This is a genomic window from Pontibacter indicus, assembly GCF_900156345.1.
GTDB lineage: Bacteria > Bacteroidota > Bacteroidia > Cytophagales > Hymenobacteraceae > Pontibacter > Pontibacter indicus.
The window spans coordinates 521,943-547,665 of record NZ_FTPP01000001.1; the positions used below are offsets into that span (position 1 = coordinate 521,943).

Below are 25,723 nucleotides of genomic sequence, written 5' to 3' on the forward strand. Positions count from 1 at the left end.
GTGAGGTAATTAGTGTTATATTTATTTTAAATTTAATTATATTTATAAAATTATATATAGCGTATTTTACTTTTAGCGTGGTTGTAGCCGTTTTTGTAGGTATTTCCAGCGTTTTGAGTAACTTGTAGTAGAAAGCAAGCCTATTACATGCAGCACAACACCCTCCGTCCCCGACAAGCCCTGAACAAAGCCTACCTGCGCCAGAAAACAGCCCGCAACGACATGGAGCGCTTTAAGGCGGCGCTCTGCACGCTCCTCGACAGCATTAACCCGCACGAAACCGAGGAGCATGCCAAAAACCATTTGCGCGATTTTCTGAAGGCGGCCTTTTACGGGGGCTACGGCATCAACACCAAGGGGCGCACGGATCTGGTGATCCATACCGGGCCGACGACCAAGAGCACGGCGGCGGTGCTGCTGGAGGTAAAGCGCCCCGGCAACCGGGCCGACATGCCCACCACCGACAACCTGAACTACAAGGCCGTGCACGAACTGCTGCTCTACTACCTGCAGGAGCGGGTGCAGCACCAGAACCACGACCTGCGCCACCTCATCGTGACGGATGTGCACGAGTGGTTTGTGTTCGATGCCCTGGAGTTCGACCGTGTGTTTTACCGCAACAGCCAGCTGCGCAAAGATTTTACCGACTGGAGCGAAGGCCGCAAGTCGAGCAGCGGCACCGATTTCTTTTACAAGCAGATAGCCGCGCCGGCCATTGCCAACCTCACCGACACGATCAACTATACCTGGTTTGACCTGCGCGACAGCGAAAAGGCGCTGCGCAACCGTGACCTGCGCGACGACGTGAAGCTGGTGCAGCTCTACAAATTGTTCTCGCCGCCTCACCTGCTCAAAGAGTCCTTTGCGACCGACGCCAACTCCCTGGACCGCGACTTTTACCTGGAGCTGCTGCACATTATCGGGTTGGAGGAAGTGAAGGAGGGAGGCCGCAAACTCATCCGGCGCAAAGCCAAACCCAGCGCCGGTTCGCTGCTGGAGGCGGCCTACCAGAAGCTGCGCTCCGAAGACCTGATCTCGGGCCTCGACAAGCCCTATGCCTTTGGCAACACGCGCGAGGAGCAGCTGTTTAACGTGGCGCTGGAGCTGTGCATCACCTGGATGAACCGCATCCTCTTCCTCAAACTGTTGGAGGCGCAGCTCATCAGCTACCACCAGGGCGACCGCCGCTATGCCTTTATGAGCACCGAGCACCTGCGCGAGTTCGACGACCTGAACGAGCTCTTTTTTGACGTGCTGGCCGAGCGGCCCGCAAACCGCACCGCCAACGTGCGCCAGAAATTCGCCCACATCCCATACCTGAACTCCTCGCTGTTCGAGACCACGGCGCTGGAGAAACGCACGCTCCGCATCTCTAACCTGAAGGACCGCAGCCTGCTGACCGTATACCCGCAAAGCGTGCTGCGCAATCAGCAGGGCAAACCGCTGGGCAAGAGCCAGGGCAAACTGCCGACGCTCGAGTATTTGCTGCGCTTTCTTGGCAGCTACGACTTCGGGGCCGAGGGCAGGGAAGAGATTCAGGAAGAAAACAAGACGCTGATCACGGCCTCGGTGCTGGGGCTGATCTTCGAGAAAATAAACGGCTACCGCGACGGTTCTTTCTATACCCCCGGCTTCATTACGATGTACATGAGCCGCGAGGCCATACGCCGGGCGGTGGTAGAGCGCTTCAACGAGGCCTTCAGTTGGGAGCTGCAGGACTTTGCGACGCTCCGGTTTCAGCTGGACCGTAAACTTAACCCCGAACTGGCGCTGGAGGGCAACCGCATCCTCAACAGCCTCCGCATCTGCGACCCGGCGGTGGGCTCGGGCCATTACCTGGTGAGCGCCCTCAACGAGCTCATCGTGATCAAGTGGGAGCTGGGCCTGCTGCTGAACCGGCAGGGCAAACCACTGCGGGCGGGCAGCATTGAGGTGCAGAACGACGAACTCATCGTGACGGACCAGTATGGCGAGCTCTTCAGCTATACCGTGCACCAGCAGCCGGACGGCAGCCGCACCATCAACCCGCAGCTGCAGGAAATTCAGGAAACGCTCTTCCACGAAAAGCAGACCATCATCGAGAACTGCCTCTTCGGGGTCGACATCAACCCGAACTCTGTCAAGATCTGCCGCCTGCGCCTCTGGATCGAGCTGCTTAAGAATGCGTATTACCTCAGCACCGACGCTATACCTGAAACCAGCAGTCCGGTTTGTTATGCCGATGCGCCGGGTATGCGCGAGGGCTTTGGCACAGGTATAGCCGACGGGGCGAAGGGCAGGTATAGCGAACTGCAGACGCTACCCAACATCGACATCAACATCAAGCAGGGCAACTCGCTGCTGAGCCGCTACCCGCTGACGGCCGACCTGCAGGAGGCGTTCGGGAGGAAGGGGCACAGTCTGCAGGCCTACCGCGAGGCCGTGGCCGAATACAAGCACACCAATTCGAAGCAAAAGAAGAAGGAGTTGGAGCAGTTTCTGGAGGAACTCCGGCAGGGCTTCCGGACCACGCTGGCCAACAACGACCCGCTGCGTCAGCGCATGGCCAAACTGCGCGGCACCATTGCCGCCATTCAGGACCCCGACCTGTTTGGGGCCGTGAAGGTGGACAAAGCCAAACTCGCCGCGCTTAAAAAAGAACTGCAGAAACTGGAAACCGAGCGCGAGCAGATCGAGACGAACAAGGTATACGAGGGCGCTTTTGAGTGGCGTTTCGAGTTTCCGGAAGTGCTGGATGAGATGGGCAATTACCTCGGTTTTGATGTGGTGATCGGCAACCCGCCCTACATCCGACAGGAAGAGCTCGGCGACTTTAAGCTATACCTGAAAAAACACTTTGCGACCTACGCCGGCACCGCCGACCTGTATGTGTACTTTGTGGAGCGGGGCATCGACCTGTTGCGCGAGGGCGGGCAGTTCAGCTACATTGTGCCCAACAAGTGGATGCGGGCCGGGTATGGGCAGGCGCTTAGGGGCTGGGTGCAGAGCTATACCTTGCAGCAGCTCCTCGACTTCGGCGACCAGCCGGTGTTTGAAGAAGCCACGACTTACCCGCTCATCGTGTCGATTACCAAAACTGCGCCCGACGACGAGGACTATACCTTGCAGGCCGCAGGTATAGACACCCTCGATTTTGAGCACGGTCTGTCGGAATATTTGCAGGACAACGGCTACTGGGTGAAAGCCAGGCAGCTGCCCGACTCCGGTTGGACGCTTTCGGACAACAACTCGCAGCAACTCCTCGAAAAACTCAAAAACACAGGTATACCGCTCGGCGAGTATGTGGAGGGGAAAATTTACTACGGCATCAAAACAGGGTATAACGAAGCCTTTGTGATAGATGAAGCCACACCTGATTGCCGAAGACCCGAGAAGTGCTGAGGTGATCAAGCCGTTTTTGGCAGGGCGTGATGTGAAGCGATATCAGCCGCCGAAGTCTGATAAGTATTTGATTTTTACGAGAAGAGGTATAGAGATTGAGAATTATCCAGCTATTCTGAATCATCTAATAAACTTCAAAAATAGGTTAATGCCTAAACCTAAAGATTGGGCAGATTCAAAATGGGAAGGCAGAAAAGAGGGCTCTTACGATTGGTATGAAATACAAGACAATGTTGCTTATTATAATGAATTTGAAAAACCGAAAATTATTTATCCAGATATATCGCTTAAAGGGGATTTTACAATTGATAGGTCCGGTGGTTGGTACTTAACTAATACCTGTTATTTCATTTCTTGTGATGATGACTTCATTTTAGCTCTACTAGCCAGTAAATTAATATTATATTTCTATAGAGAAACATCAGCGGCAGTTAGAGGTGGGTACTTAAGATTCTTCTCACAATATGTTATCAAGCTCCCCATCGCCCAAGCCGATGAAGAAACGAAAGCAGGTATACGGGCTATGGTAGAGCAGGTGCTGGCGGCGAAGCAGGCCGATGCGGGGGCGGACACGGCGGCGCTGGAAGCCGAGATCGACCTGCAGGTATACCGCCTCTACGACCTCACCTACGACGAAGTGCTGCTCGTGGACCCGGGTTTTGGCCTGAGTCGGGAGGATTACGAAGCGGCCGACCCCGGACCTCGCGGCGTGCGCAACTCCCGCGAGCGTCTCACCCAACTGCGGTAGCTATACCTATACCTGCCGTCGTTAGGTATAGCATCCTTCGTAGGGACAGGTCGTGACCTGTCCGCGCGATAGGCCAACACACGAAGCAGTATGCAAGAAGAATACGCATTGTAGCACTGCAACAGGTATAGCCCGGCAGTCAAAACCAGTGCACGATTCGGAAAGGTCGCGACCTGTCCCTACCACAAACAGCCAGACGGCACAACCATCAAAATACTGAAATGAGGAACCTAGATATATTACCAGTCGGAAAGTCTGTACAAGACGACATGAGGCTACGCCGGGACAAGCTGCTGGCCTATACAGGTATAGCAGTCGATATACTGGATCTCAAGGAAGACATTTTGCGTGTGCGGGTAGAGCAGGCGAACCTGAAAAATAACTGGTTGCTCAGCCAATCGGAACTAATCAGAAGGGCCAGGGTTTTGTTCGAGCCACTTGGGAACAGGTATAGGATACATTATGTAACGCTTTCCTTCAAACCGGATTTTGATGCCATCGACCTCCAATGGATAGCAGAACGCAAAGAAGTGTATAAGTTGTCGCGCAATGATCTAAGCAAGCAGCTAGGTATAGACGCCGACGAAATAGGCGGCATACTGATGGGATCCACGCCGCTCAGTCAACAGCAACAGGCAGCCTTTTACTACTATTTCATGACCTACGAGCTCAATCGCAATATAAGGGAGGCGGAGGTACTTGAAAATTAAATTTCCGAAATAGATTGCCCACTTACAGACCCGCGAGCGTCTAAGCGACCGGCCGTGAAAAACCAAGTATAGGTATAGCTAAGGCTATTGGGTGAGACGCTCGCGGGAACTGCGCACGCCGCGAGGCCCGGGACTGCTAAATACGCTTCCGAAAAATAAAATTGAAAAAGATAACAACTTTTTAATATAGGCGAGCGTATATATAGACAGCTAAGCGAAAGCTCATTTTGTGATAAGTATAAGCGGCTCCGGGGGTGAACGACCGGGGCCGCTTTTTTTATGCCTATACCTTTGTCAATTCTTCAGCCAATTGAGGGCAGCGACAGGCGACGTGAAGGTGGCCACGTCGTAGGTTAAGACGCCGGCCTTGCGGGCCGCTTCGATGTTTTGCTGGGCACGTGCCTCGCTTTGCGGGTCGAAGGGCTGCACACGGGCCACCTTCATCAGCCGCGTCTTCGACAGCATGGCCGTCAAGTCCAGCGTGAGCTGCCGGTTCTCTTCCTCGTCAATCTCAACGGCCGTCGTGCGGGCATCGAGCAGGAGTTTGCGCACATCGTAGTTCCGGATGGTCTGCACCATAATTTGCAGGCTGTGCCTGATCTCCGCCATGTGGTAGCGCTGCAGGTCGGGGTAGCGCACCTGCAGGATGTCGGTAGCAGGGTCGTATTCCAGTCGCAAAATGCTGTTTTGCAAAAGTATCATGTTTCAGAAGCGGTGTTAGAGGAATCTCCCAATAGAAAAGCGCATTAATATACAAAGCAACACTTGCCTAACCAAGCTATAGTAGAGGAATATCACAAATTTATACTAAATTCCTGCGGCCGCTTTGATTTTAAAACCGGAAGTCCTTTCTTGCAAATCCTTGTCGAAATAGCTAGGGCAGAACACCATTGTGGCACAATTTAAAGAATTGGCTGACCGCCGGGAGAGGTGACTATACCTGGCCCTTTAGACTAGATTGCAATGATCCTATATAAAAAAGACCATATCAGCATTGCCTATTACGAAGCGGAAAAACTGCTCGAAATCACCTGGCTGGCCTATACCTCCAGCGCAGCCTACCGCGAGGCCATGCTACAATTCATAGAGGCGCTGCGGAAGTATGAGATCAACCATTGGCTCGAAGACTCCCGTCAGGCGCGGGTAGTGCGCCTCTCGGACCAGCAGTGGACGACAGAGGAGTGGGTGCCCCTGTTCATTGAGGAGGCCAGGCAACTGGAGAAAGTGGCCCGCGTCCGATCAACCGACATCTCGGCCCGCATCAGCTCCGAAAACATGTTCCGGGACTTCGATCACAGCCAGCTTTCCTACAGCTTCATGGAGTTTGAGTTCTACGGCGAGGCCCGCAACTGGCTCCTGGCCTGATCCTCTCACCTCTGCCCAACTCCCTGAACGCTCGCTTACTTACTGATGCAAGATGATCATTCCCAACAAATTTCTGAAGCTCGACTATAACCCCACCCACGACATCCTGTTTGTGGATTGGCCCAACATGCACGATTATACCTTGCCGGAGGTAAGCTACATCATCGATGAGGTGCTAGAGGCGGTACGCAGCTACGATATCAAACGCATCCTTGCCGACACCCGGCAGTCGCAGGTAACCGTGCCGATGGAGGAGTATACCAACGTGGTCAACCAACTGGCGCTGCAACTGGCCACCACCCGTCTGCAAAAATTTGCCAAGCTGCAAACCACGGACCTAAGGCGCGAAGCCATTTCCTCCAATGCCGCCGCCCTGGTGATCGGTTCCATCGCCTACCGCAGCTTTGCCAGCAAAGAAGAAGCCATCAACTGGCTGATTGAAAGTTGAAGAGTTTAGGAGTTTGGGAGTTTGAGGGTTTAGGAATTATAGCGTTAGGAGATTGCCAGTTGGAGAGTCCGGACCCATTTTTAATTACCCAAGGTACAGGAATAGGCATTTACCATAAACTAATACCATTACTTCGTATACCATAACTTTCGAACTTTCGAACTTTTAACTCTCCAACTCCTAAACTCCTAAACTTAAAATATGCGTCCATACATCCTTGCCGAATCGAACTGGAAAGCTATCAAAGACCAGCAGGTGGAGGTAGCCATACTGCCCTGGGGAGCCACCGAAGCCCACAATTACCACATGCCCTATGGCACCGACAACTACGAGGCCGAGGCCGTGGCTGCCGAAGCGGCCCGACTGGCCTGGGAAGCAGGAGCGAAGGTGACCGTGTTGCCGGTGATCCCGTTTGGCGTAAACACCGGCCAGGCCGACATCACCCTCGACATCAACCTGAACCCCAGCACGCAACTGGCCATCCTCCGCGACATCGTGGAGGTGCTCAACCGCCAGGGCATCCGCAAACTGCTGGTGCTCAACAGCCACGGCGGCAACGATTTTAAACCTATGCTGCGCGAGCTGGGCCTGAAGTTCCCGGCGATGTTTCTGCTGACCTGTAACTGGTTCCTGGCCGCCGACCGCAAAGCCTATTTCGACAGCCCCGGCGACCACGCCGACGAAATGGAAACCAGCATCATGCAGCACCTGCGCCCCGACCTGGTATTGCCGTTGAGCGAGGCAGGGGAGGGGAAAGAGTACAAATCCAAGCTGACAGGTATACGCGAAGGCTGGGCCTGGTCAGAGCGCCTGTGGTCGCAAGTGAGCGACGACACGGGCATCGGCAACCCCGTAGCCGCCACCCCCGCCAAAGGCAAAGCCTTCTTCGAAGCCACCACCCGCAACATCGCCCAACTCCTGCAGGAACTAGCCACAATCGATCCGGATGACAGGTATAATCGAGTTTAGGAGTTTGAGAGTTTATGAGTTTGCGAGTTCTGGTGTTAGGGTTGTAGCGACGTTATAACGTAACGTTGAGGTGCTACGCAGCAGGGCAGTTTCCGTAGGAGCAGGTCGAGACCTGTCCAGGTGTGTGCAGGTATACTTATCTGAATCTTAATATAGGGCCCCTTCCCCAAGGATTTTCAGGATTTAGGTGCACGATTAACCCACCCCTGCCCCTCCTTAGAGGGGAATCTCAGCAACTGCCAGCTTTAAGGTATAAGCTTTGTAGCAAAGGTATAACTATTGGAAACTGTCATCCCCCTGCCCCCTTCGAAGGGGGACTTTTCTGTTGCAGCTATACCTAAGGTATAAGCTCTGTCGTAAAGGCCACACTGACCACTGACAGGTATAACAAGGCTAACTTGCCCCTCCAACTATGAAACAGACAGCATTGGCCAGGTGCACTTTACGACGCTCCACTGTCTGAGCGGTCAGCGAGTTTGGAGGGTCTTGACTTTTTTGCTTACTTTTTGTGTCAAGACAAAAAGTGAGTGCCCGCCGCACAGGCGAAGCTACAAAGCAAAATAGCTCAAGGTATAGGAAGACCGTTACCACGCCAGATATAGGTATAGCTACAGCAGTCGATTGAGACTCTCGCGGGAGCTGCGCACACCGCGAGGTTTGAGCCCTTCAACCATAAACAAAAAAACCATGCTGCAAGAGCCCAAAGGACATCCCACAGCATGATTTCTTTATCTCTAAAAAATATTATTTCGCAGCGATGGTGCGCAGGGCGTCGCGCATTTCGGTGAGGAGTACCTCTTCTTTGGTTGGTGCTGGCGGCACAGATGGTGCTTCCACTTTTTTACGCTTCAACTTATTGATGCCCTTCACAATCATGAAAATGATGAAGGCCAGGATAAGGAAATTGAGCACTACGGTTATAAAATTACCCCAGGCTAACACAGCGCCCAACTTGCGGGCCTCTTCCAGCGCTAAGCCTTGAGGTACGGCACTCGAGAGCGGAACGTAAAGGTTGGAGAAATCCATGTCTCCGACAGCAAGGCCTACCACAGGCATCACCACGTCGTTTACCACGGAGTTAACAAGACCGCTAAAGGCACCACCAATGATGATACCAATGGCCAGGTCCATTACGTTGCCACGCATGGCAAACTCTTTGAATTCTTTCATCATGCCCATGAGCCTGAATTTTTTAAAGTGAGAAGATGGAACAGTTGCTTTTGATATGTAAATATATTCATTTGATTTTATAAAGCAAGTCCCCACTTTTAAGTATTTATCCGGACGCACTAGAGTGTAAAAAGCGGATGCTATACCTAAAGCAAAGTATAGCATCCGCTTTTCATTGCGGCCTTTTTGTGAGTGTGCAAGCTTAAATCATTTGGGTCACGCCAGCTATTTGTCGAGCTCGGTCGGGTAGCCGGATGCGGTGCTCATGCCTGATGATAGCTGCTTAGGGGCAAGGCCGATCAGAATCGACCTGGCTCGTGGTAATAATCGCACCGGCATGGGCAAGCGCCATCGGCGAGTCCTTTAAAACTGTTTCGTTTTTTGTAATTATAAAAATTAAACTTTCTAAATTTGCAGCCTCCATGAGAGCAACATTCTTACATACCGCCGGCAATACGCCAGATTGATTTAACTCGATTTTAACGGCAGGCCATCTCTGGCCTGAGCTGTTCTTCTCCAATTTATTTTGGTTATGGTATAACCACGCCGCCACTTTCGGGCTGCGGCAGTTCTTTGTTGCTTTTACACATCTTTTCTAACAAAATACATTTATGATTTATGCACCTATCTCCCTGAAGGAGATCAATTTCAGGAATGAGATTCTGGCGGGGCTCACGGTGGCGCTGGCATTGGTACCGGAGGCTGTGGCCTTTGCTTTTGTAGCCGGCGTTGAGCCGCTTGTTGGTTTATACGCCGCCTTCATCGTTTGCCTCATTACGGCCGTTTTTGGTGGCCGTCCCGGCATGATTTCCGGTGCTACGGGTGCACTGGCTGTGGTCATGGTCTCGCTTGTTTCTTCCCACGGCGTAGAGTACCTGTTTGCGGCGGTCGTGCTGATGGGCGTGCTCCAGATCCTTTTCGGTGTTCTTAAGCTCGGTAAATTCATCCGGTTGGTACCGGAGCCCGTCATCTACGGATTTGTGAACGGCCTGGCCATCGTCATTTTCCTGTCGCAGTTTGGACAGTTCAAAGTGCCTGCCGCGGAGGGAGGAGGCGCCAGCTGGATGTAGGGCGAGGCCCTGTACGTGATGGGAGCCCTGGTGCTGCTGACCATAGCCATCATGTTCTTCCTGCCCAAGATCACCAAAAAACTGCCTGCCGCCCTAACGGCCATTGTCATCGTGTCGGCCCTGGTGATCGGTTTCGGCCTGGATACCAAAACAGTGGGGGACGTTGCTTCGGTAGGCGGCGGCTTGCCCACCTTCAGCATCCCGATGGTTCCCTTCACGCTGGAGACACTCTACATTATTTTTCCCTACTCGCTCATCCTGGCAGGTATAGGCCTGCTGGAGTCGCTGCTGACCCTGACCATTGTAGACCAACTGACGGACACCCGCGGACGCGGCAATCAGGAATCCATTGCGCAAGGAGCGGCCAACGTGATAGGCGGTTTCTTCGGCACGATGGGTGGTTGCGCCATGATCGGGCAGAGTATCATCAACGTGAGTTCGGGCGGGCGTACGCGTCTGTCAGGCATCACGGCGGCGGTGATGCTGCTGGTCTTCATCCTGTTTCTGTCCACTTTTATTGAGATGGTGCCGATGGCGGCGCTGGTGGGCCTGATGTTCATGGTGGCGATCGGTACTTTTGAGTGGGCCAGTTTTAAAGTGCTGCGCCGCATACCCAAATCCGACGCCCTAGTCATGGTGGCCGTCACCGTCCTGACCGTGATCTTCGACCTGGCCATTGCCGTGCTGATCGGTGTGATTATCGCCGCGCTGGTATTTGCCTGGGACAGTGCCGTGCGCATCCGTGCCCGCAAGCGCGTGGATGAAAACGGTGTGAAGCACTACAAGATTTACGGGCCGCTTTTCTTTGGCTCTACTGCCACGTTCCTGGAGAAGTTTGATGTGACCAACGACCCGGAAGAAGTGGTGATCGATTTCAAAGAGTCGCGTGTGGTGGACCACTCCGGTATAGAGACACTGAATAAACTGACAGGAAAATACCAGGCAGCCGGAAAGAAACTGCACCTGCGTCACCTGAGCGAAGACTGCCGCCGTCTGCTGGCCAATGCCGAAAGCTTCGTTGAAGTGAATATCATGGAAGACCCGCACTATGCCGTGCTCTCGGACAAGCTGTCCTAAGGGAGGATGTTCTATACCTGAAAAAGGAGGCACGTAGCGCCTCCTTTTTTAGTATACCTGCGTTTTCTGTCGGCTATACCTCATACAGGAAGAAAGGCTTCTCGTAGCCCGATTTCTGCAGCACGGGAACCGAAACGTTGAAGACCTTCACCCCGGTGCTGGTTTCGCCCTCCAGCGTACCCACGTGGGCGTGTCCGTGGAAGGTGGCCAGCACGTTGCGGCGATTGAGTGGTTCTTCGAGGCGGGAGCAGCCCAGGAAGGCATGGATGGCCTCCGGCTCGCCCTCCACCGTGGCCCGGATGGGCGCATAGTGCAGCAGCACGATCTTTTTCAACTCGCTGTGCTGGCTGTCGAGTTGCGAGAGGGCGGCGTCCAGCTTCAGGGCCTCCGTCACGGCTTCCTGCACAAAATCCTTGTTGAGTTGCTCGCCGAACATGCCCAGCATATACCTGTCGAAGCCGCCGCCAAAGCCCTTCACCCCGGTAAAGCCTACATGCTCGATTACGGTAAAGTCGCCGTCGAGCAGCTGCAGGTTGGTCTGGGCGAAGATCTTACGTAGTTTCTTCACCTGGTCGTGGTCGTAATCGTGGTTGCCGAGTACGGCCAGCACAGGTATAGAGCAGGCCCTGAGTTCCCCGGCCAGCACCTCAGCTTCGCTTTCGCGGCCCGTGTCGGTCAGGTCGCCGCAGAGCAGCAGCACATCCGCCTCCTCCGACACCTGCCTGAAAAAGTCGACCCACTTGCCGGTATCCTGCTCGTGTACGTGTATATCGCCTACGGCCGCAATGCGTAGTTTTTTAGGTTCAGTATTCGCGTCCTGCATCGTGTTATTCGCGTCTTGCATCGTGTTTCATTTTTATGGAATGTAATACTACGTGCCAAACCTGCTTCAGGATGGGAAGAGCGCCGATACCTGCCCCGAAAAAGAAACAGCCCCCGCTCTCGGTGGGGCGGGGGCTGAGTAAGCTAACAAGTACTATCTATCTAATTTCCGGTTCTGTTGATCTCTTCCACGTTGGTGTTGCGCTTCTTCGTTTCAAAGTCTTTTCCTTTGGCAAAATTGTAGCGCAGGTTAATGCGGATGCTCTGGGTGCCCTGGTACTGGTCGATGGCGTTGAGGTTTCCTTCCAGGTGGGTTTTTACTTTCAGCACACGTGTCTTGAAGATGTCGGTCGCGTTCAGGGAGAGCGTCAGACGGTCGTCCAGGAAGGTGCGCTTCAGGCCCGCATCGAGCCACCACTGGCTTTGGATCTCGTAGAGGCCGTACACGGCAGGTCCCTGGAAGCCAGCGTTCAGCTCCATGCGGACGTTCTTCGGCAATTGGATGTTCTGGTTCGACTGCACAAAGAACAGCACTTCGTCGTTCACCACGTCCTGCGCATTCACTTCCTTGGTATAGCGCTGGTAGGCAAGGGTGGCCGTGTTGTTCATCTCCCATTTTCCGGAAACCCTTACCGGCGCCACCAAGGTGGTATATAGGTTCTTGTAGCTCTCGATGTTGCGCTGACCAAACACCGTGGTGTTGTCTTCGCTGTTGTAGGTCGGGATTTCACCAATGAAATCGGTGGTGATGGAGTAGCCGGCCATCAGGTTGTATTTCTCCTTCAGCGTCTGCGTCACCTCAAATGAGTTGGTGTACTGTGGCTTCAGGTTCGGGTAGCCCTGCGACCAGGTATAGGGATCGAGGTAAAAAATGAACGGATTCAGCTGGCTGTAGTACGGGCGGTTGATGCGGCGGCTGTACTTATAGCTTACCTGGTAGTTGTCGCTCACCTTCTGCTGCAGGAACAGGCTGGGGAACAGGTCCAGGTAGTTGCGCTTGGTGATATCCTTCAGCGTGATGGAGTTACCCTCCGAAGAAGTATGCTCGGCGCGAAGTCCGGCCATCACTTTCCAGGTGTCGCTCAGCTTGGTTGAGTAGTTGGCATAGCCCGCGTAGATGTTCTCGGTGTACACAAAGTGACTGGTGCGGCGTGGGTCCAGCACCTGTCGGCCGTCCGTGATCTCGTAGAAGAGCAGCTCGTTGTCAGACACCACGTGGCTGGCCTTGGCGCCCAGTTCCAGCTTGCCATCCTGACCCAGTTTCTTCCCGAAGTCTACTTTGGCGGCCAGGATGTCGTAACCGGTCGGGTTGTAGCTGGTCAGGTGCTCCTGGCTAACCAGTTCATTTGTACCCAGCACAAACTGTCTGTTCTTGAACACAAAGTCCGTCTCGTCGGTGATGCGGGCATAGTCCACGTCTGCTGACAGGGTGGTGCCCACTGTATCGAGCTTGCCGTTGTAGTGCAGGTTGAAGGTACCGTTGCGGTATGTGCTTTCGTGCTCGTTGGTGGCCGAAATGTGGCGGCTGTCGGCGGCTACCGGGCGGCGCAGGTCAGACTCGGTGTTGAAGATGCCCTCGTTGGCGTTGTAGAACAGGTTGCTCATGAAGCCCACGCTGTGGCGCTCGTTGATTTCGTAGTCAGTGCCCAGGCGCAGGGTCGGGTTGATGCGCTCCCGCTCCTCAATGCCCACCTGGTCGAAGTAGCTGCGGCCCTCCGGATCATTGAAAATACGTTCCATCTCCATGTCGCGGAAGCTCTTGCGGCGCGAGAAGTCCACACCGGCTGTGGTGTTCCATCTGCCGCTCTTGTGGTTCAGGTCGAAGCCTGAGTTGAAGGAGCTCATGCGGTTGTACTGGTAGCCCACGTATACGTTTCCGTTCATGCCGTAAGCCTCGTTCTTTTTCAGGTTGATGTTGATGATGCCGGAGGCGCCTTCCGCATCGTAGCGGGCCGATGGGTTGGTGATGATCTCCAGGTCTTTCAGGTTCTCGGCGGACATGCCCTGCAACAGGTTCTGCAACTGCTTGCCAGAAAGGTACGACTGCTTGCCGTTGATCATGACCTGTACACCGGGTTTACCGTTCAGGGTGATGTTGCCGTCCTGGTCGATCCACACACCCGGCGATTTTTCCAGTACCTCATAGGCTGTGCTGCCCTGTGCCAGTCCGGTGCCCTCTACGCTCACCACCATCTTTTCGGCGTCGTTCGTAATGGTGGGGCGCATGGTCTGGATCGTCACCTCTTTCAGGGTTTTCACGTCCGGCTTCAGTTGCAGCTTGCCGAAGTCGCGGTTGAAGTCTGGTCCGGTCACTTCAAAAGTCTCCGTTACCAGTGGCAGGTAGCCCAGGCCGCTTAGCTTTAGCTTATAACTACCTTTGACCGGCGTCTTGATGCGGAAAGCACCCTCCATTTCTGCAATGGCGCCTGTCACCACGGCGTTAGTGGAGGAGGAGACCACCGCCACATTCACAAATCCGAGGCCTTGTCCTTTTTCGTCCAGTACCTGGCCTGTCAGCCAACCTTCCTGTTGGGCTAAGGTGTTGTGTGACAGAGTGCTTAGCAGAACGAGCGCGAGTAAATAGAATAACTTTTTCATAGAATTACTTTGTTAGCGTGTATTGTAATAGGATGATGCAAAGCTATTGTATAGTACTTTGTATTGCAAGGTACTGTTTGGAATTTTATATGAATAGCCTCAGATAATCCGTCAATCGCGCTAGAATTCCGACGAACGGAAAGTCGGTTTCAGAGAATTCGATGAAAGCAGCTGGGCGGAGGGGAGCCGCCATCGCTACGGGTTTTGCTAATAGATGAGGTGCGCCCGGGAAAGGTTGCCTCCGGGTATGGGTTATCTAATTTAGAAACTATGGAATAAAAAACTCCTGTCTGCCGGGAACGGCAAACAGGAGGAAATTTCATGAGAGGACAGAAGGAGGGATGCTGTAGCTTAGTTTGGCACCGCGCAAAGCTGATTATACTGTTTGGGGTGCTTGTTTTTGATCAGCCGCAGCATATAGCGAAAAACGAAATAACGCTCACGCTTCCGCTCTTCTTTTCCCAAAGAGCTTCTATAATCCAGTGTCTCTAGCAGGCTGACCGTATCCTGATAGAGGAGGTAACTATAGGCACTTAAGAAACACTTCCGCACGCTTTTCCTTTTCACTTTCCTGCCCGTTTCCTCGGCCAGAGCACGTCTTAAATTTTCCATTTCCTACCGCTTCTATCCTGTTGTAATGCTTTTTAATACTGAATAATTCCACGATGAAAGATTAAAACTACCACTAGCCTTCATTAGAAAAAATGACCCTTATCACTTATTTCGTCAAGGGCCTTTTAAAAGAGGTAAACGTCCGTTTTTTAGTGTGAAGGCCCAGTTATATTTTGCGTTCGCATTGAGATACAGTTAGTTGGGGTGAAAATTTAGGATTTTCACATAATTCGTACAACAGCCACGGGTATTTGTTCGTTATATAACTATATTGCTAAATTATTGACTGAAATTAGGAAATGAAATCTCCGCCTTATTTTAAGCTATCCTATAACCCGGCACAGGACTTCATTTCAAGCCGATGGCTGCGAGTGGGTAACAGTGCAGAGTATCGGCAGGCGCTGGTGGATACTTGCAAACAACTCCATAAAAGTAATGCAATGGGTTGGTTGGTGGACTTCAGCCGCATGACGTCGCCTGATATGCGTGACCAGAACTGGACGCTGGACTTACTGACTCAAAGCCTGCCACACACCAAGTTACGTAAACTGGCTGTTGTGCTGCCCGATGATCTTTTCCTGGAAGTGGCGGTGGAAAGAGTGCGTGATGGTTTGCTCAATGTGTCCAATATCAACTTGCAAATCGCGCAATTTAGTGATTCGAGCGCCGCAAAGCACTGGCTCGTTTCAGACAACGATCCCTGCGAAGGATTATTCCGAAACGCTTCTTAACAAAAGGCTTTATTCCCATCTACAATCAGTAAATCATATTAATATTCAGGTATAGCGCTTCAATGGGTGCTCCATTGTGGACTATTTTGCCTGATTTTTAAAAATAATTGAAAAAAAGCTGTAATAACCTGAAATATTCATGAACCTTTTGCGAATAGTTCATGTATTAGATTTGCTAATAAGTTATAATACTTTGTACAAATACATGACTATGAAAGAGCTTGAAAGAATCCAGAAAGCACTCCGGCACAGCAACACCCTTGTTTTGAAAGACCGGGAGGAGAAGGTCGAATGTTCTTTTATAAAAGAGGGCCTGGTGTACGAAAATTTTCAGATCGAAAATAATGTGCTGGCCACTGCACTACAGGAAGCAAGCGTAAACGGCATTGTGGAAGGCCTTCACTTTGAGCGACTCAAAAATAGGTATGAGTGGTTCGCTCTTCGTGTGAAATCCAGAATGCTGCTGGACACTTTGAAATAGTCTATTCCCATAGCGATAGAAAAAGCCCTCTGCTTAATGAAAGCAGAGGGCTTTTTTATGTTCGGTCATCCGGTAACCTATACCTGGCCGATGCAGTACCTGCTGTATGACGTTATCTTTTGCGATCCATATCATATTGCACATGTTGGTTCCTATATTGGTGGCGGCGCTGTTTTACCGGGAGCAACTCCGCTTTGCCTCGCTCATGATGCTGGCAGGCTGGCTGATCGATTTTGACCATTTGCTGGTTACACCCATCATCGACCAGGACAGGTGCAGCATAGGCTTTCATTTACTACACCGGTACTGGCTCGTGCCCATTTACACCATCCTGGCCCTCATCCCCAAAACTCGCCTGATCGGCTTGGGTCTGCTCATTCATATCGTGCTGGATTGGATTGATTGTTATTTGTGATTGAGTGAAGGAGTGAGATAGTGATTGAGTGAAGGAGTGATTGAGCGAGTTAGTGAATTTTAATTGAGTGTTTTAGTGAATGGGAGATTTTATAGCGGTGATTAATTTTTTAAAAGGTCCAAAAAGAAAAGAGCTGATCAAGTTATTGATCAGCTCTTTTCTTTTTGAGAGAATGAATTTTAATCACTCATTCACTCAATCGCTCATTCACTCAATTAATTAAAAACTTCCTCGTTGCTGCCGCATTTCAGCATGCTGCTTCCGAAGTAAGGATTGCGGATTTCAGGTTTGGTGCTAACCCAGTAGGCGCCCTGGTTGTTGTTCACCATCGGGCAGTGCTGGTAGTATACTTTCTGGTCGGTGGCGCCGAATGCTTTGGTCAGCGTGAACACAGCTTCTGACAGGTCTTCCAGTTGGTTGCGCTGCTCGCCCAGGTCATTGGTGCCGGCAATAGCAGCGGCAGACTGGCGTACTTTCTCAATTTGCTCTTCTGCAAACGTCTTTTGCTCTGGTACCTGAATGGCGGCTACCGGCATAGCGTTCGCAGAGTTCAACACAGCATTGGCAGCCTCTTTTGCAGTTTCAGCGTCTGACTCTACCATGGCATCTTTCAGGGCGATGTACTCGTCGAGCATTTGTGCCAAGTTGCGTTTCATCGGTTCTGCTACCGAGTCGAAGGTAGGCGTTTCCACTACCACAGTACCGGCTGCAGGCATGTTGTCACCGTGTGCCATACCGTCGTGGTGCTCGTGGTCGTGCTCTTCGGTGCCTTCAGCGTGTTGCTGGCTGTTATCAGATGAGCAGGAGGCAAATGCAAACATGGCCACCAGCGCTGCAAATAAGGTTGTCTTTTTCATAATCAGCTATCAGAAAATTCGAATGGTTAATACACTCTTCTAAAAAAAAGGAGCCCTTAGCGGGCATTTCTTCTGCAAAGGTAAGCTTTTTAGCGAAATGGTGGCAACGATGTGGCCTTCGCCCAATGCCGGCTTTTACGTATCTTTGAGTAAATCAAGTAGAAGCCATGGTTACGATCTATCACAACAACAGATGCAGCAAAAGCCGCCAGACTCTAGACTTGCTGCGCGAAAAAGGGGAGAAGCTGCAGGTAGTGGAATACCTGAAGGAGGCACCTTCTGCCGAGGAGCTAAAATCCGTGCTCAACAAACTGGGCCTGAAACCGGAGCAGGTATTGCGCAAAGGCGAGCAGGTATACAAAGATTCCTTCGCGGGTAAAAGCTATTCCGACGACGAGTGGTTGCAGATCATGTCGGAGAATCCCATCCTGATCGAGCGCCCGATCGTCGTGAAAGGCGACAAAGCCGTTATCGGTCGTCCTCCTGAAAAAGTGCTCGACATTCTGTAGGGAAAGCATAGGTTGTTAGGTATGGCAGGTATAGAATTCGCTTATACCTGCCATACCTGCTTTATTTGCTATACCTGTTCTGCATATCTTAGAAAGGATAGCCAATGGCAATGTTCAGCACCATGCCATGCTCGCCCGGTTTGGGTTTGAAACCGAAGCGGAAATCGTTGAGGGCGAAGCGGTCGCCTTCGGGACCGTAGGGTACGCGCACCGGTATACCCAGGTCAAAACGAATCACGAAGAAGTCAATGTCTACCCGCAGGCCGAATCCCGTGCCGACCGCCAGTTCCTGAAACAGGTTGCTCGCCTTAAACTTCGGTTTGTCGAGGCTTCCGTTGGCATTGTAGGTCTCGTTGATCAGCCAGATGTTACCAGCATCCAGAAAAACAGCTCCTCTGAAAAATCCGAAAATAGGGAAACGGTACTCGACGTTCGCCTCCAGCTTGATGTCGCCTACCTGGTCGAAGAAGGAGGTGGCGAGGGAGTCGGGCACATTGTAGGTGCCTGGCCCGATGCTGCGCGCCCTGAACGCCCTGATACTGTTCGGACCACCGATCGAAAATTGCTTCACGTAGGGCATGGTCAGGGAGTTGCCGTAAGGGTAGCCCACCCCCGCAATCAGGCGCGTGGCCAGCTGACTTGTTTTGGAGAAGTTGAGGTAGTATCGGAAGTCGTTTTCGAGGCGCGTGTACTGCGAGTAAGGCTGGCCAAAAATAGTGCGGGCTGGCACAGGCGGATCCGCAGCATCGTCTCGTTTTTCGCTGCCGAGCAACGACTGCACTGCACCCAGCAGGTTGCCCGACACATCAAGGCTGGTGGCATTGAAGAATTGATGCGTTTTGTTCTCCAGGCTGAGCGTGCTGAAGGTATGCTGGTAAATGGAGCCAATGATGAACTGTTCTTCAAAACTGCTGCGCAGGAACGGATTGGTTTCCAGAATCTTCATAAACTCATCCGTTTGTTTCCCAAGGCGCACATACTGCAGGTTGATCGGCGTGAGTTCGTGCGTGATCGTCTGCTTTGGTCGCCAGGTATACCCATAAGAGGCATTGAAGGAATTCATCTGAAAAAACTGTACCCGGTTCAGGAAATTGTAGCCCAGCGTAATGCGCGTATGCGGCACATAGGCAGAGCGTAGATTGGGCAGGTTGAAGGGCGCTACCAGCCTCGGGAAGCTGAGACTGGTCTGCACACCTAGTTCGTAGGAGCTAAGCCCAACCGGGTTCTCTTCGGGTGACTCGGCAGTGCTGACGACCCGCTGGCCGCCCACCTGATTCTCAAAACGCCCCGTCAGGTTCAACGTGAGCATCTCTGATCCCTTAAAGGCATTTCTATTTCGGAAAGAGACAGTAACACCGGGCCCTGCCAGGTTATTGGACTTGGTCACCATCTGCGCCTCCGCCCGGAGCGATTTTTTCATTTCAGGCGTCATGTAAATGAAGGCATCCAGCCGGTCCTCTTTCAGGGTGTCGCGCTCGTACTGCAGGTTCACAAATTTGTAGGCACTCAGGCCTGACAGTCTGCTGACTGTGAGGAGGTGGTTGCGACGGCTGTACACGCTGTCCTTCGCCACAAAAAGTCCCGGCACAATGTGCTTCGCACGCACGTAGTTCTCGTTCGGAATGTAGTTGTAACCTTCAAAGCGCAGCGTGTCGCTCACCGACAGGCTGTCGTTCAAAACGAAGTTTGCGTTGATGAAGATATCGTCGATCTTATAGGAACGTAGGGCAGGGGATGGTGCATCGTTTTTCAGGCGGAGGACTACATCCACGCCCTTGCTGCCCACTGTGGTATCGGCGCTGAAGATGAGCATAGTAGGCGCAAAGTAGAAGTAGCCTTTGTTTTTAAGTGCCTGGTCAATGCGGGCGCGTTCGGCTATCATCTTATCCAGGTCATAGGGTTCACCTTCCTTCAACAACGAGTTAGGCTGCATTTTCTTGATCTCGGTATGGATGGGCAGGGAGTCGCTTAAGGTATAGGCAATGTTGCGCAGGCGGTAAGGCTCGTGCACCGTCGCGTTCCACTGAATGGTGGCCTTCTTTTTCTTGATAGTCGTGTCGCTTTGCACCGTGTTGTAAAAGTAGCCCCGGTTGTGGAGGCGCGCGCGCATCACTTCGTTGATGCTGGCTGTGTCCACCTCCGACAGCAGCACCGGCGGTTCGCCCAGTTTCGTTTGAATCCAGTGCTTCAGGCCTTTCTCTTTTTTGGTATAGAAAGCATTGTGTATCCAAAGCTTGGGGCGCAGCCCAAGGATGGACGCATTAGGCTTTGGACGAACCGTGTTACTCAATTCAGTTTCGAGCGCAGGTCCACGCTTGCTGCTGTCTTCTTCATCATTCACCTTCACCGAATATCCGGCAAACAGGGCATCGCCCTCTGGCACCGTTTTCGTGCTGCTGCAACCGGACAATACCCAGCTCAGTGCCAGAAATAAAGCGAACAAGGTATAGCGTAAGGCTGTGGTCATGGTGACTTATTGTTGGTCTTCTGATTTGACTTCTTCTACTTTCTCTTCAGCTTCCTTTTCTTCCCTGCGCTTCTCGCGCTGGTTAAACTTAATGGCCTCTTCCATGCGGCGCTCCTCTTTGCGCACCTCTCTTCTCTCCAGGTTACGGAACAGGTCAGAGAAGTTGTCGTAGTCGCGCACGAAGATCAGGCCCATGCCGGTCGCCCGCACGTCGCCTTCCAGGAAGCCCTCGTACTGGTTGCGCTGGAAAGCCCGTACGCGCAGTCTCCCGTCTTTAGTGAGCGAGTACTCCACCGACACGTCACCGCCGAAGCCGCCCATGCTGCGCTGTTGTTCGCTCTGGCCCTCCAGACCAATGTCAGTACCAACGCGCACAGTCAGTCGGTCGTCCAGGAACTGCTGGCGCAGGGCCACGTTCAGGTCGGTGCGGCCTTCAGCTGAGCCGGAAGAAAAGTCTTCGTAGGAGCTCACGCCTAACTCCAGTCCGAGCCCGCCGGCGAAACGGTTGGTCAGCTGGTTGAGCTGGTCAGTCATCACCTGGCTTAAGCTGTTTCGGGCCGTGGAGCCCAAGCCGCCGCCACCCGAGCTTGACAGCGGGTCCTGGGCCAGGAAGCGACCCAGCACCAGCAGCGAAAACACTTGTTTGTTGAGCTCCGATTCGTTCTGGCGCAAAGCACCCAGGCGTGCTTCCACCGTGCCGTCGAGTGCCCCGCGGCGCTGCTCCTCCAGCTGTATGTCGAACCCGATCTCAGGCTTGAGCAACTCTCCGTTCAGGTTCACAAATACCTCGAATGGCAGCTGGGTGCGATACCGGTTCAATTGGCCCGCCTCTGCGTCAATCTGGTCAATCACCAGTTCCATAGGCGCCGCATCGATTCTGTAAATAGCCGAGATCTGCATATTGGCTTGCATCGGGTCGCCGGTCCAGTTGATGTAGCTGCCTTCGGCGATCTCAAGCTGCCGCGACACCAGGTCGTAGAAATCCATGCTGTACATACCCTCCGTGATCACGTAGCGGCCGCTCATGCTGATCTGCCCGCTTGGTGTGATGCCGATGTAGAGGGGAGCCGCACTGCCGCGCACGACCAAGTTATCCCCAGTGGTGGGGTCAATGATGATGGTGACTGTGGTGGCATCGGTGACGGTGATCTGCGCATCGATGTTCGCACCGGCAAAGCCGGCGGAGGTGCTTTCTTCAATCGCCCTTTCCAGAATAGCCGTGAGGGAATCGTTGAGCGTAACGTATTCCACCACCCCTTCGCGCTCCGCGGCGGCCACTCCGTCGGCTGGAATTACGGTGGTGAACGTGGAGCCATCCAGCACCGTCGCAAATACTTCGATGTTCGGCACCTGCATTGTGCCTGTTATGTTGGCTTTCAGGGCCGTCTGCACATTGCCATAGAACAGGTCGTTGTCGTTGGCTGTGGAGTTCATGACCAGGAAACGCTCTGTTCGCGCGCGCAGGTCGAAGGTATAATCGGTATAGTTTTGTGTTAAGATGTTGCCATTGATATCGAGCGTGTTGCCCAGTGAGTCGGTCAGGGTGAAGTCGCGCATGCTGATGCCTTGCTCTGTGAACTCCATCCGCTCGTTCTGCAATGTAAAAGGCGAGTTGAGCATGGTGAGGTTGAAGCGGGCCTGGTTAAAGTCCAGCCCGCCGCGGATGGCCGGCTGTGCCAGCGAACCGGTGATGCGTAACCTGCCATTTGCGCTGCCGGCCAGGTCGTCTACCATCCCTTGTGTAAAGCCGCCGAACGAGGCCAGGTTGAGGTTGGCGATGTTGGCGTCAAGATTGAGCAAGCTCGTCTCCGGCTGCATTTCATAGGTGCCGCTCACCAGCACTTCGTTGCCGTTACCGGTCATTCCCAGGTTCAGGTTATAGCGGTTGGCGCCCGCTGTGTTTGCTTTCAGGGCAATGTCGCCGATCGGTATACCTGTGTAAGCAAAGTCAGACAAGGTCATGTCTGCCGTAAAGGCCGGGTTACCGGACATCAGGTCTTTCAGAGTGGCCGTGCCATTCAACACACCCGTCATCACGCTGTCCTGCTGCTGGAAAGAGGCCATGATGTAGCCGATCTCAAAATTGCCAAACTCCACTTGCAGCGGTGCATTCGGGCTGACAGGACCGGTGCTGTTGAGCAGCAGGAAATTGCCGTTGCGCTCCAGGCGGATGTTCTGCGCATAGAGCAGGTTAGTGTCAAACTGCAGGTAGTTGTCCTGCGGCACCGACCAGCGCTGACTGTTGATAACGAGTTGCTCCGGATTAAAGGAAAAACGGTAGCCGGGGCCCAGGCTGTTGAGCACACCGCCTATCACAAACTTTTCAACGCTGTCTGTACCTGCTATGGCCAGTCGTGTGGTGAGGTCATTGTCGCGGGCCGCCCCATTCAGGCTAACATTATTAAGCAGCAGGGAAGGAGACCGGATCTCGCGCACGCCCAGGTTATAGCCCATCTGCTCTCGGTTGCCGCGCAGCTGCAGCGCCGCATCCTGCACGTTGTACTCGGTATAGGTCAGCTTGCTCACATTCGCATCCATGGCAAACACCTGCGTTTCGCCGTTGTAGGAAGCCGTGATCGGCCCATTTACCTGCAGCTCTTCCAGATCCGGCACAAAAGAAGCGATGATGTCCGGGCGGCGAACGAGCATCGTGACTTCAAAGTCGCCCAGGTTCAGGTTGGCCGGGAAAGGCGGATCGGGCTGCAGGTCGAAGTAAGCAGAGAAATGTTTGGCCAGCGCGGTCGGAAGCTCGCCCAGGTCATTGGCAAAACGCATGTCGGCATTGAGTATGCTGGAGTTGAGCGCAACTTCTGCACCAGGCATCTTCTGGTTCAGAGTCAGCTGCAGCGAATCGATGGGGTAGGAGACGCCTTGCAGCCTGACACGCACGCCCTCACCCTCCAGCGTGCCGCTGATGTCGCTGGCGTCTTTGCCGGCAAAGCGGCCGCGCAGCTTCCCGCGCATACCCAGCTCCTCTTCGTAGAAATTGAGCGCCTTAAGGTCCACACCTTTCAGGTCCAGGTCGAACACATACTCGCCCCGCTGCACATTGCGCATGTTAAAGTCACCTTTCAGGTCGAAGTTCAGGTTTTCGTCACGGGCACGGGCTGCCACCTGGTATAAATTGCGATCAATGCGGGCATCCACATCCACATTGTTATAAGCATAATTGTTGTAGACAGCTTCCTTGATGCGGGCTTTCACATCGGCACGCATTGTCTCGGGGCTCAGGCCGGTGCCTTGGGCGGTCGCTTCAAAAGCCACTCGACCCACACCATAGTCTTCTGTGAAGAGTTGCTTCAGGTCAAAACCAGCGGTACGTAAGGTCGCCTTGAAAGGCTCGGCACCGGCTGGTCCCTCGTCCATGTCCACCACGGCGTTCAAGTTGCCAAAGGAGCTGCTAATGGCCGCGTTCAGATCGAAGTTAGTGAGAGTACCGCTATACCTGCCCGTCATGCTCAGGTTGTTCGGGATCCTGATCTCTGGCGGAATGGTGCCCGGCGGGGCTAAGGCCAGTATATCGGTTCGGGTGGTGGCCATGCGGTTGATGTTGAGGTTCATAGCCAGGCGGTCCGGATCCATGGCGTTTCGCACATTGCCCGTCACGTTCACAGTAGTGCCCTGCAGACCCGCCACCTGCAATTGCTGTATGCTGATGTTGTCCAATGGGCCCTGCGCACGGCCGTTGAGGCGTACAGTGGAATTGGCAATCTTGCGGAACGATGGATTTTGAGCCAGGTCGGGTGCGAAGAGCAGCACATCCTGCATGCCGATGCGGCTGTTGTCAATGTCGAGGTCCACTTGCACAGCGTCCAGGTTGTCGGTCAGGTCGTCCCAGGAGGTATAGCGCAGGGCCAGGTCTTTGCTGATGCGGCTGTTACCAGTCTGAAGGTCGAGGTTGGCCAGTCGAGCGTGGGTAGAGTCGAGCGTGATATCGGACTGGAAATTGCCTATCTGAAAGCCGCTCTGTTCCTGCAGCTTGAGCTGGTTTAGCTTCATGCCCATCTGGTTCAGGCTATACCTGACATCCTCGGCATCCAGTTCGATATTGGAGAAGCGCAGGTGGTTGTAGTCCATACCTTGTGCCTGGCGGGGCGCATCGGCATTGTCCATACCTGCCTCCAGCCCGCTCACGTTCAGCTTGCCTAGGTTCACAATCCACTTCACCGGCTGTCCCTGTGTCTTCTCTACTGATTCATCCAGCTTGCGCACCGTCTCGGCCGGGTTCACAGCCAGCGAGTCGGTCGGTTTCATTTTCTCCTGTACATACAGCACTTTCGAGTCGTGCAGGTCGAAACTGCGCAAGTCGATGCGGGCGTTGGGCAGGTCGATGTCCTCCACAGCCAGCCCCGATTTGCCCAATTTGAGTTCGATACGCTGGTCGGCAGGTATGCTGACATAATTCAGCCCGAAGTTCTCTACCTCCACGCCGTTCATGTCAAACTGAAACGTGATGGGTTGTGGCTCTGTCTCGGGCGGTAGTTTGGTCTGCACGTAGCTTATACCTGTGTTGCGCAACTCTATTTCATCCAGGCGGTAGATTTCCTCTTCCAGGTTCAGTTCCTCCATGGTGGTGGTCAGCTGACCCACACGCGCCCGGATATGGTTGCCGCCTGCCTCGTCGTTGAAGTTGACGTACACGTTTTCGAGATTGATCAGGCCCAGGTCCAGTTGCATGGCTGCCGCCGTGTCGGCGGGTTGTGCGGCTGTGGTGTCGGTGGCAAAGGCCTCCATCAGGAAATCGAAGTTGGAAGTGGAGTCGGGGCGGATGTGCAGGTTTAGCGTGGCCTGCTGCAGGTCTATTTTGCTGATGTTGATGCCGCCGCTCAGCAGCGACCATACCTTCAGATCGAGGCCGAGGCGCTGGCTGTACCAGAGCGTGTCCTGCTGCTGATCCTCCAGGTATACGTTCTCCAGTACAATGGCATTGCGCCAGTCTGTCTTAAAGCGCCCGATCTCCACCCGCGTATCCAACATGCCGGACAGGTATGAGGCGCCTTTCTGGGCGGCAAAATTTTGCACTTTAGGAATTTGTAAGGCAATGATGATGAGCAAAAGCAGGCCCACTACAATGGCGAGGAACCAGAGTACTACCTTGGCAATGGTCTTTCCGATATGTTTAGCTGAGGCGATATGACTTTTATTTACAGTTTGACTTTACGCAAGTTTGCTAACAAGGATAGAATTTTTTGCTAACGTTAATCGAAAAGGAAACCGAAGGCCGCAGTTGGATGACAAGTCGACGCTTGTATTGTTTAAGTCATTAAGAAGAATTGGACCATTTTTTTAGTGA

19 protein-coding genes and 1 pseudogene are annotated in these 25,723 nt (G+C 53.2%); 11 read left to right on the forward strand and 9 right to left on the reverse strand.

The window, feature by feature from the left end; all coding sequences use genetic code 11:
* Window positions 1-147: 147 nt before the first annotated feature.
* From B0B12_RS02240 to B0B12_RS02250, 3 genes are all read left to right on the forward strand, one after another.
* Window positions 148-3,381, forward strand: a complete 3,234-nt coding sequence (locus B0B12_RS02240; protein ID WP_076665874.1) for a DUF7149 domain-containing protein — start codon at window positions 148-150, stop codon at window positions 3,379-3,381.
* Complete coding sequence (locus B0B12_RS20540) at window positions 3,341-4,129, forward strand: TaqI-like C-terminal specificity domain-containing protein (RefSeq protein WP_076665875.1); 789 nt, start codon at window positions 3,341-3,343, stop codon at window positions 4,127-4,129. The genes B0B12_RS02240 and B0B12_RS20540 overlap by 41 nt, the downstream gene beginning before the upstream one ends.
* 269 nt (window positions 4,130-4,398) lie before the next feature.
* On the forward strand, window positions 4,399-4,839 hold the full coding sequence (locus B0B12_RS02250; RefSeq protein ID WP_139337752.1) for a hypothetical protein: 441 nt from the start codon (window positions 4,399-4,401) through the stop codon (window positions 4,837-4,839).
* 294 nt (window positions 4,840-5,133) lie between these two features.
* On the opposite strand, the gene B0B12_RS02255 is transcribed toward B0B12_RS02250, so the two are convergent.
* Complete coding sequence (locus tag B0B12_RS02255) at window positions 5,134-5,541, reverse strand: hypothetical protein (protein WP_076665877.1); 408 nt, start codon at window positions 5,539-5,541, stop codon at window positions 5,134-5,136.
* A gap of 261 nt (window positions 5,542-5,802) precedes the next feature.
* Here B0B12_RS02255 and B0B12_RS02260 point away from each other — a divergent pair, with 261 nt between their 5' ends.
* From B0B12_RS02260 to B0B12_RS02270, 3 genes are all read left to right on the forward strand, one after another.
* Window positions 5,803-6,204 (forward strand): hypothetical protein, encoded by a 402-nt coding sequence (locus B0B12_RS02260; protein WP_076665878.1) that lies wholly within the window; start codon window positions 5,803-5,805, stop codon window positions 6,202-6,204.
* A 52-nt stretch (window positions 6,205-6,256) separates the two neighbouring features.
* Entirely contained in the window at window positions 6,257-6,652 is a 396-nt protein-coding gene (locus B0B12_RS02265; RefSeq protein ID WP_076665879.1) for a hypothetical protein, read from the forward strand.
* A 201-nt stretch (window positions 6,653-6,853) separates the two neighbouring features.
* Window positions 6,854-7,621 (forward strand): creatininase family protein, encoded by a 768-nt coding sequence (locus tag B0B12_RS02270; protein WP_076665880.1) that lies wholly within the window; start codon window positions 6,854-6,856, stop codon window positions 7,619-7,621.
* Between the two features lie 744 nt (window positions 7,622-8,365).
* Here B0B12_RS02270 and mscL read toward each other — a convergent pair.
* Both mscL and B0B12_RS02280 read right to left on the reverse strand, forming a co-directional pair.
* Complete coding sequence (mscL, locus tag B0B12_RS02275; RefSeq protein ID WP_212564602.1) at window positions 8,366-8,800, reverse strand: large conductance mechanosensitive channel protein MscL; 435 nt, start codon at window positions 8,798-8,800, stop codon at window positions 8,366-8,368.
* Window positions 8,801-9,074: 274 nt separating this feature from the next.
* Window positions 9,075-9,311: a hypothetical protein gene (locus B0B12_RS02280; protein WP_076665881.1), complete on the reverse strand. Its 237-nt coding sequence runs from the start codon at window positions 9,309-9,311 to the stop codon at window positions 9,075-9,077.
* A 91-nt stretch (window positions 9,312-9,402) separates the two neighbouring features.
* Here B0B12_RS02280 and B0B12_RS02285 point away from each other — a divergent pair.
* A pseudogene (locus B0B12_RS02285) lies at window positions 9,403-10,938 on the forward strand (SulP family inorganic anion transporter).
* Window positions 10,939-11,011: 73 nt separating this feature from the next.
* On the opposite strand, the gene B0B12_RS02290 reads toward B0B12_RS02285, so the two are convergent.
* The 3 genes from B0B12_RS02290 to B0B12_RS02300 all read right to left on the reverse strand — a co-directional run bounded on the left by B0B12_RS02290 (window position 11,012) and on the right by B0B12_RS02300 (window position 14,970).
* The gene (locus B0B12_RS02290; protein ID WP_244554565.1) at window positions 11,012-11,782 is read right to left on the reverse strand and encodes a metallophosphoesterase family protein; all 771 of its coding nucleotides are present in this window, start codon (window positions 11,780-11,782) and stop codon (window positions 11,012-11,014) included.
* 140 nt (window positions 11,783-11,922) lie between these two features.
* Window positions 11,923-14,358 (reverse strand): TonB-dependent receptor, encoded by a 2,436-nt coding sequence (locus B0B12_RS02295; RefSeq protein ID WP_076665882.1) that lies wholly within the window; start codon window positions 14,356-14,358, stop codon window positions 11,923-11,925.
* A gap of 351 nt (window positions 14,359-14,709) precedes the next feature.
* Window positions 14,710-14,970 carry a hypothetical protein gene (locus B0B12_RS02300; protein WP_076665883.1) on the reverse strand — a complete coding sequence of 87 codons (261 nt, stop codon included), beginning with the start codon at window positions 14,968-14,970 and terminating at the stop codon, window positions 14,710-14,712.
* 299 nt (window positions 14,971-15,269) lie between these two features.
* On the opposite strand from B0B12_RS02300, the gene B0B12_RS02305 reads away from it, so the two are divergent.
* The 3 genes from B0B12_RS02305 to B0B12_RS02315 all read left to right on the forward strand — a co-directional run bounded on the left by B0B12_RS02305 (window position 15,270) and on the right by B0B12_RS02315 (window position 16,597).
* The gene (locus B0B12_RS02305) at window positions 15,270-15,701 is read left to right on the forward strand and encodes a hypothetical protein (protein ID WP_076665884.1); all 432 of its coding nucleotides are present in this window, start codon (window positions 15,270-15,272) and stop codon (window positions 15,699-15,701) included.
* 211 nt (window positions 15,702-15,912) lie between these two features.
* Complete coding sequence (locus B0B12_RS02310) at window positions 15,913-16,182, forward strand: hypothetical protein (RefSeq protein ID WP_076667600.1); 270 nt, start codon at window positions 15,913-15,915, stop codon at window positions 16,180-16,182.
* A gap of 106 nt (window positions 16,183-16,288) precedes the next feature.
* Window positions 16,289-16,597, forward strand: coding sequence for a DUF6122 family protein (locus tag B0B12_RS02315; RefSeq protein WP_076665885.1), 309 nt, complete (start codon window positions 16,289-16,291; stop codon window positions 16,595-16,597).
* 215 nt (window positions 16,598-16,812) lie between these two features.
* On the opposite strand, the gene B0B12_RS02320 is transcribed toward B0B12_RS02315, so the two are convergent.
* Window positions 16,813-17,454, reverse strand: coding sequence for a DUF3347 domain-containing protein (locus B0B12_RS02320; protein ID WP_076665886.1), 642 nt, complete (start codon window positions 17,452-17,454; stop codon window positions 16,813-16,815).
* A 167-nt stretch (window positions 17,455-17,621) separates the two neighbouring features.
* On the opposite strand from B0B12_RS02320, the gene arsC reads away from it, so the two are divergent.
* Window positions 17,622-17,963 (forward strand): arsenate reductase (glutaredoxin), encoded by a 342-nt coding sequence (arsC, locus tag B0B12_RS02325; RefSeq protein ID WP_076665887.1) that lies wholly within the window; start codon window positions 17,622-17,624, stop codon window positions 17,961-17,963.
* An 88-nt stretch (window positions 17,964-18,051) separates the two neighbouring features.
* Here the strand turns inward: arsC and tamL are convergent, their stop codons facing one another.
* Window positions 18,052-20,430 carry a translocation and assembly module lipoprotein TamL gene (tamL, locus tag B0B12_RS02330; RefSeq protein WP_076665888.1) on the reverse strand — a complete coding sequence of 793 codons (2,379 nt, stop codon included), beginning with the start codon at window positions 20,428-20,430 and terminating at the stop codon, window positions 18,052-18,054.
* A gap of 6 nt (window positions 20,431-20,436) precedes the next feature.
* Window positions 20,437-25,563, reverse strand: coding sequence for a translocation/assembly module TamB domain-containing protein (locus B0B12_RS02335; protein WP_342039364.1), 5,127 nt, complete (start codon window positions 25,561-25,563; stop codon window positions 20,437-20,439).
* Window positions 25,564-25,723 lie beyond the last annotated feature (160 nt).

What these genes read in the sequence shown, in the direction of transcription:
- B0B12_RS02295 (WP_076665882.1), bottom strand. Translation starts at nt 14,358, where the DNA reads ATGAAAAAGTTATTCTATTTACTCGCGCTCGTTCTGCTAAGCACTCTG.
- B0B12_RS02265 (WP_076665879.1), top strand. Translation starts at nt 6,257, where the DNA reads ATGATCATTCCCAACAAATTTCTGAAGCTCGACTATAACCCCACCCAC.
- mscL (WP_212564602.1), bottom strand. Translation starts at nt 8,800, where the DNA reads ATGGGCATGATGAAAGAATTCAAAGAGTTTGCCATGCGTGGCAACGTA.
- B0B12_RS02240 (WP_076665874.1), top strand. Translation starts at nt 148, where the DNA reads ATGCAGCACAACACCCTCCGTCCCCGACAAGCCCTGAACAAAGCCTAC.
- B0B12_RS02250 (WP_139337752.1), top strand. Translation starts at nt 4,399, where the DNA reads ATGAGGCTACGCCGGGACAAGCTGCTGGCCTATACAGGTATAGCAGTC.
- B0B12_RS02305 (WP_076665884.1), top strand. Translation starts at nt 15,270, where the DNA reads ATGAAATCTCCGCCTTATTTTAAGCTATCCTATAACCCGGCACAGGAC.
- B0B12_RS02255 (WP_076665877.1), bottom strand. Translation starts at nt 5,541, where the DNA reads ATGATACTTTTGCAAAACAGCATTTTGCGACTGGAATACGACCCTGCT.
- arsC (WP_076665887.1), top strand. Translation starts at nt 17,622, where the DNA reads ATGGTTACGATCTATCACAACAACAGATGCAGCAAAAGCCGCCAGACT.
- tamL (WP_076665888.1), bottom strand. Translation starts at nt 20,430, where the DNA reads ATGACCACAGCCTTACGCTATACCTTGTTCGCTTTATTTCTGGCACTG.
- B0B12_RS02300 (WP_076665883.1), bottom strand. Translation starts at nt 14,970, where the DNA reads ATGGAAAATTTAAGACGTGCTCTGGCCGAGGAAACGGGCAGGAAAGTG.
- B0B12_RS02315 (WP_076665885.1), top strand. Translation starts at nt 16,289, where the DNA reads ATGACGTTATCTTTTGCGATCCATATCATATTGCACATGTTGGTTCCT.
- B0B12_RS02260 (WP_076665878.1), top strand. Translation starts at nt 5,803, where the DNA reads ATGATCCTATATAAAAAAGACCATATCAGCATTGCCTATTACGAAGCG.
- B0B12_RS20540 (WP_076665875.1), top strand. Translation starts at nt 3,341, where the DNA reads ATGAAGCCACACCTGATTGCCGAAGACCCGAGAAGTGCTGAGGTGATC.
- B0B12_RS02290 (WP_244554565.1), bottom strand. Translation starts at nt 11,782, where the DNA reads ATGCAAGACGCGAATAACACGATGCAGGACGCGAATACTGAACCTAAA.
- B0B12_RS02310 (WP_076667600.1), top strand. Translation starts at nt 15,913, where the DNA reads ATGAAAGAGCTTGAAAGAATCCAGAAAGCACTCCGGCACAGCAACACC.
- B0B12_RS02320 (WP_076665886.1), bottom strand. Translation starts at nt 17,454, where the DNA reads ATGAAAAAGACAACCTTATTTGCAGCGCTGGTGGCCATGTTTGCATTT.
- B0B12_RS02270 (WP_076665880.1), top strand. Translation starts at nt 6,854, where the DNA reads ATGCGTCCATACATCCTTGCCGAATCGAACTGGAAAGCTATCAAAGAC.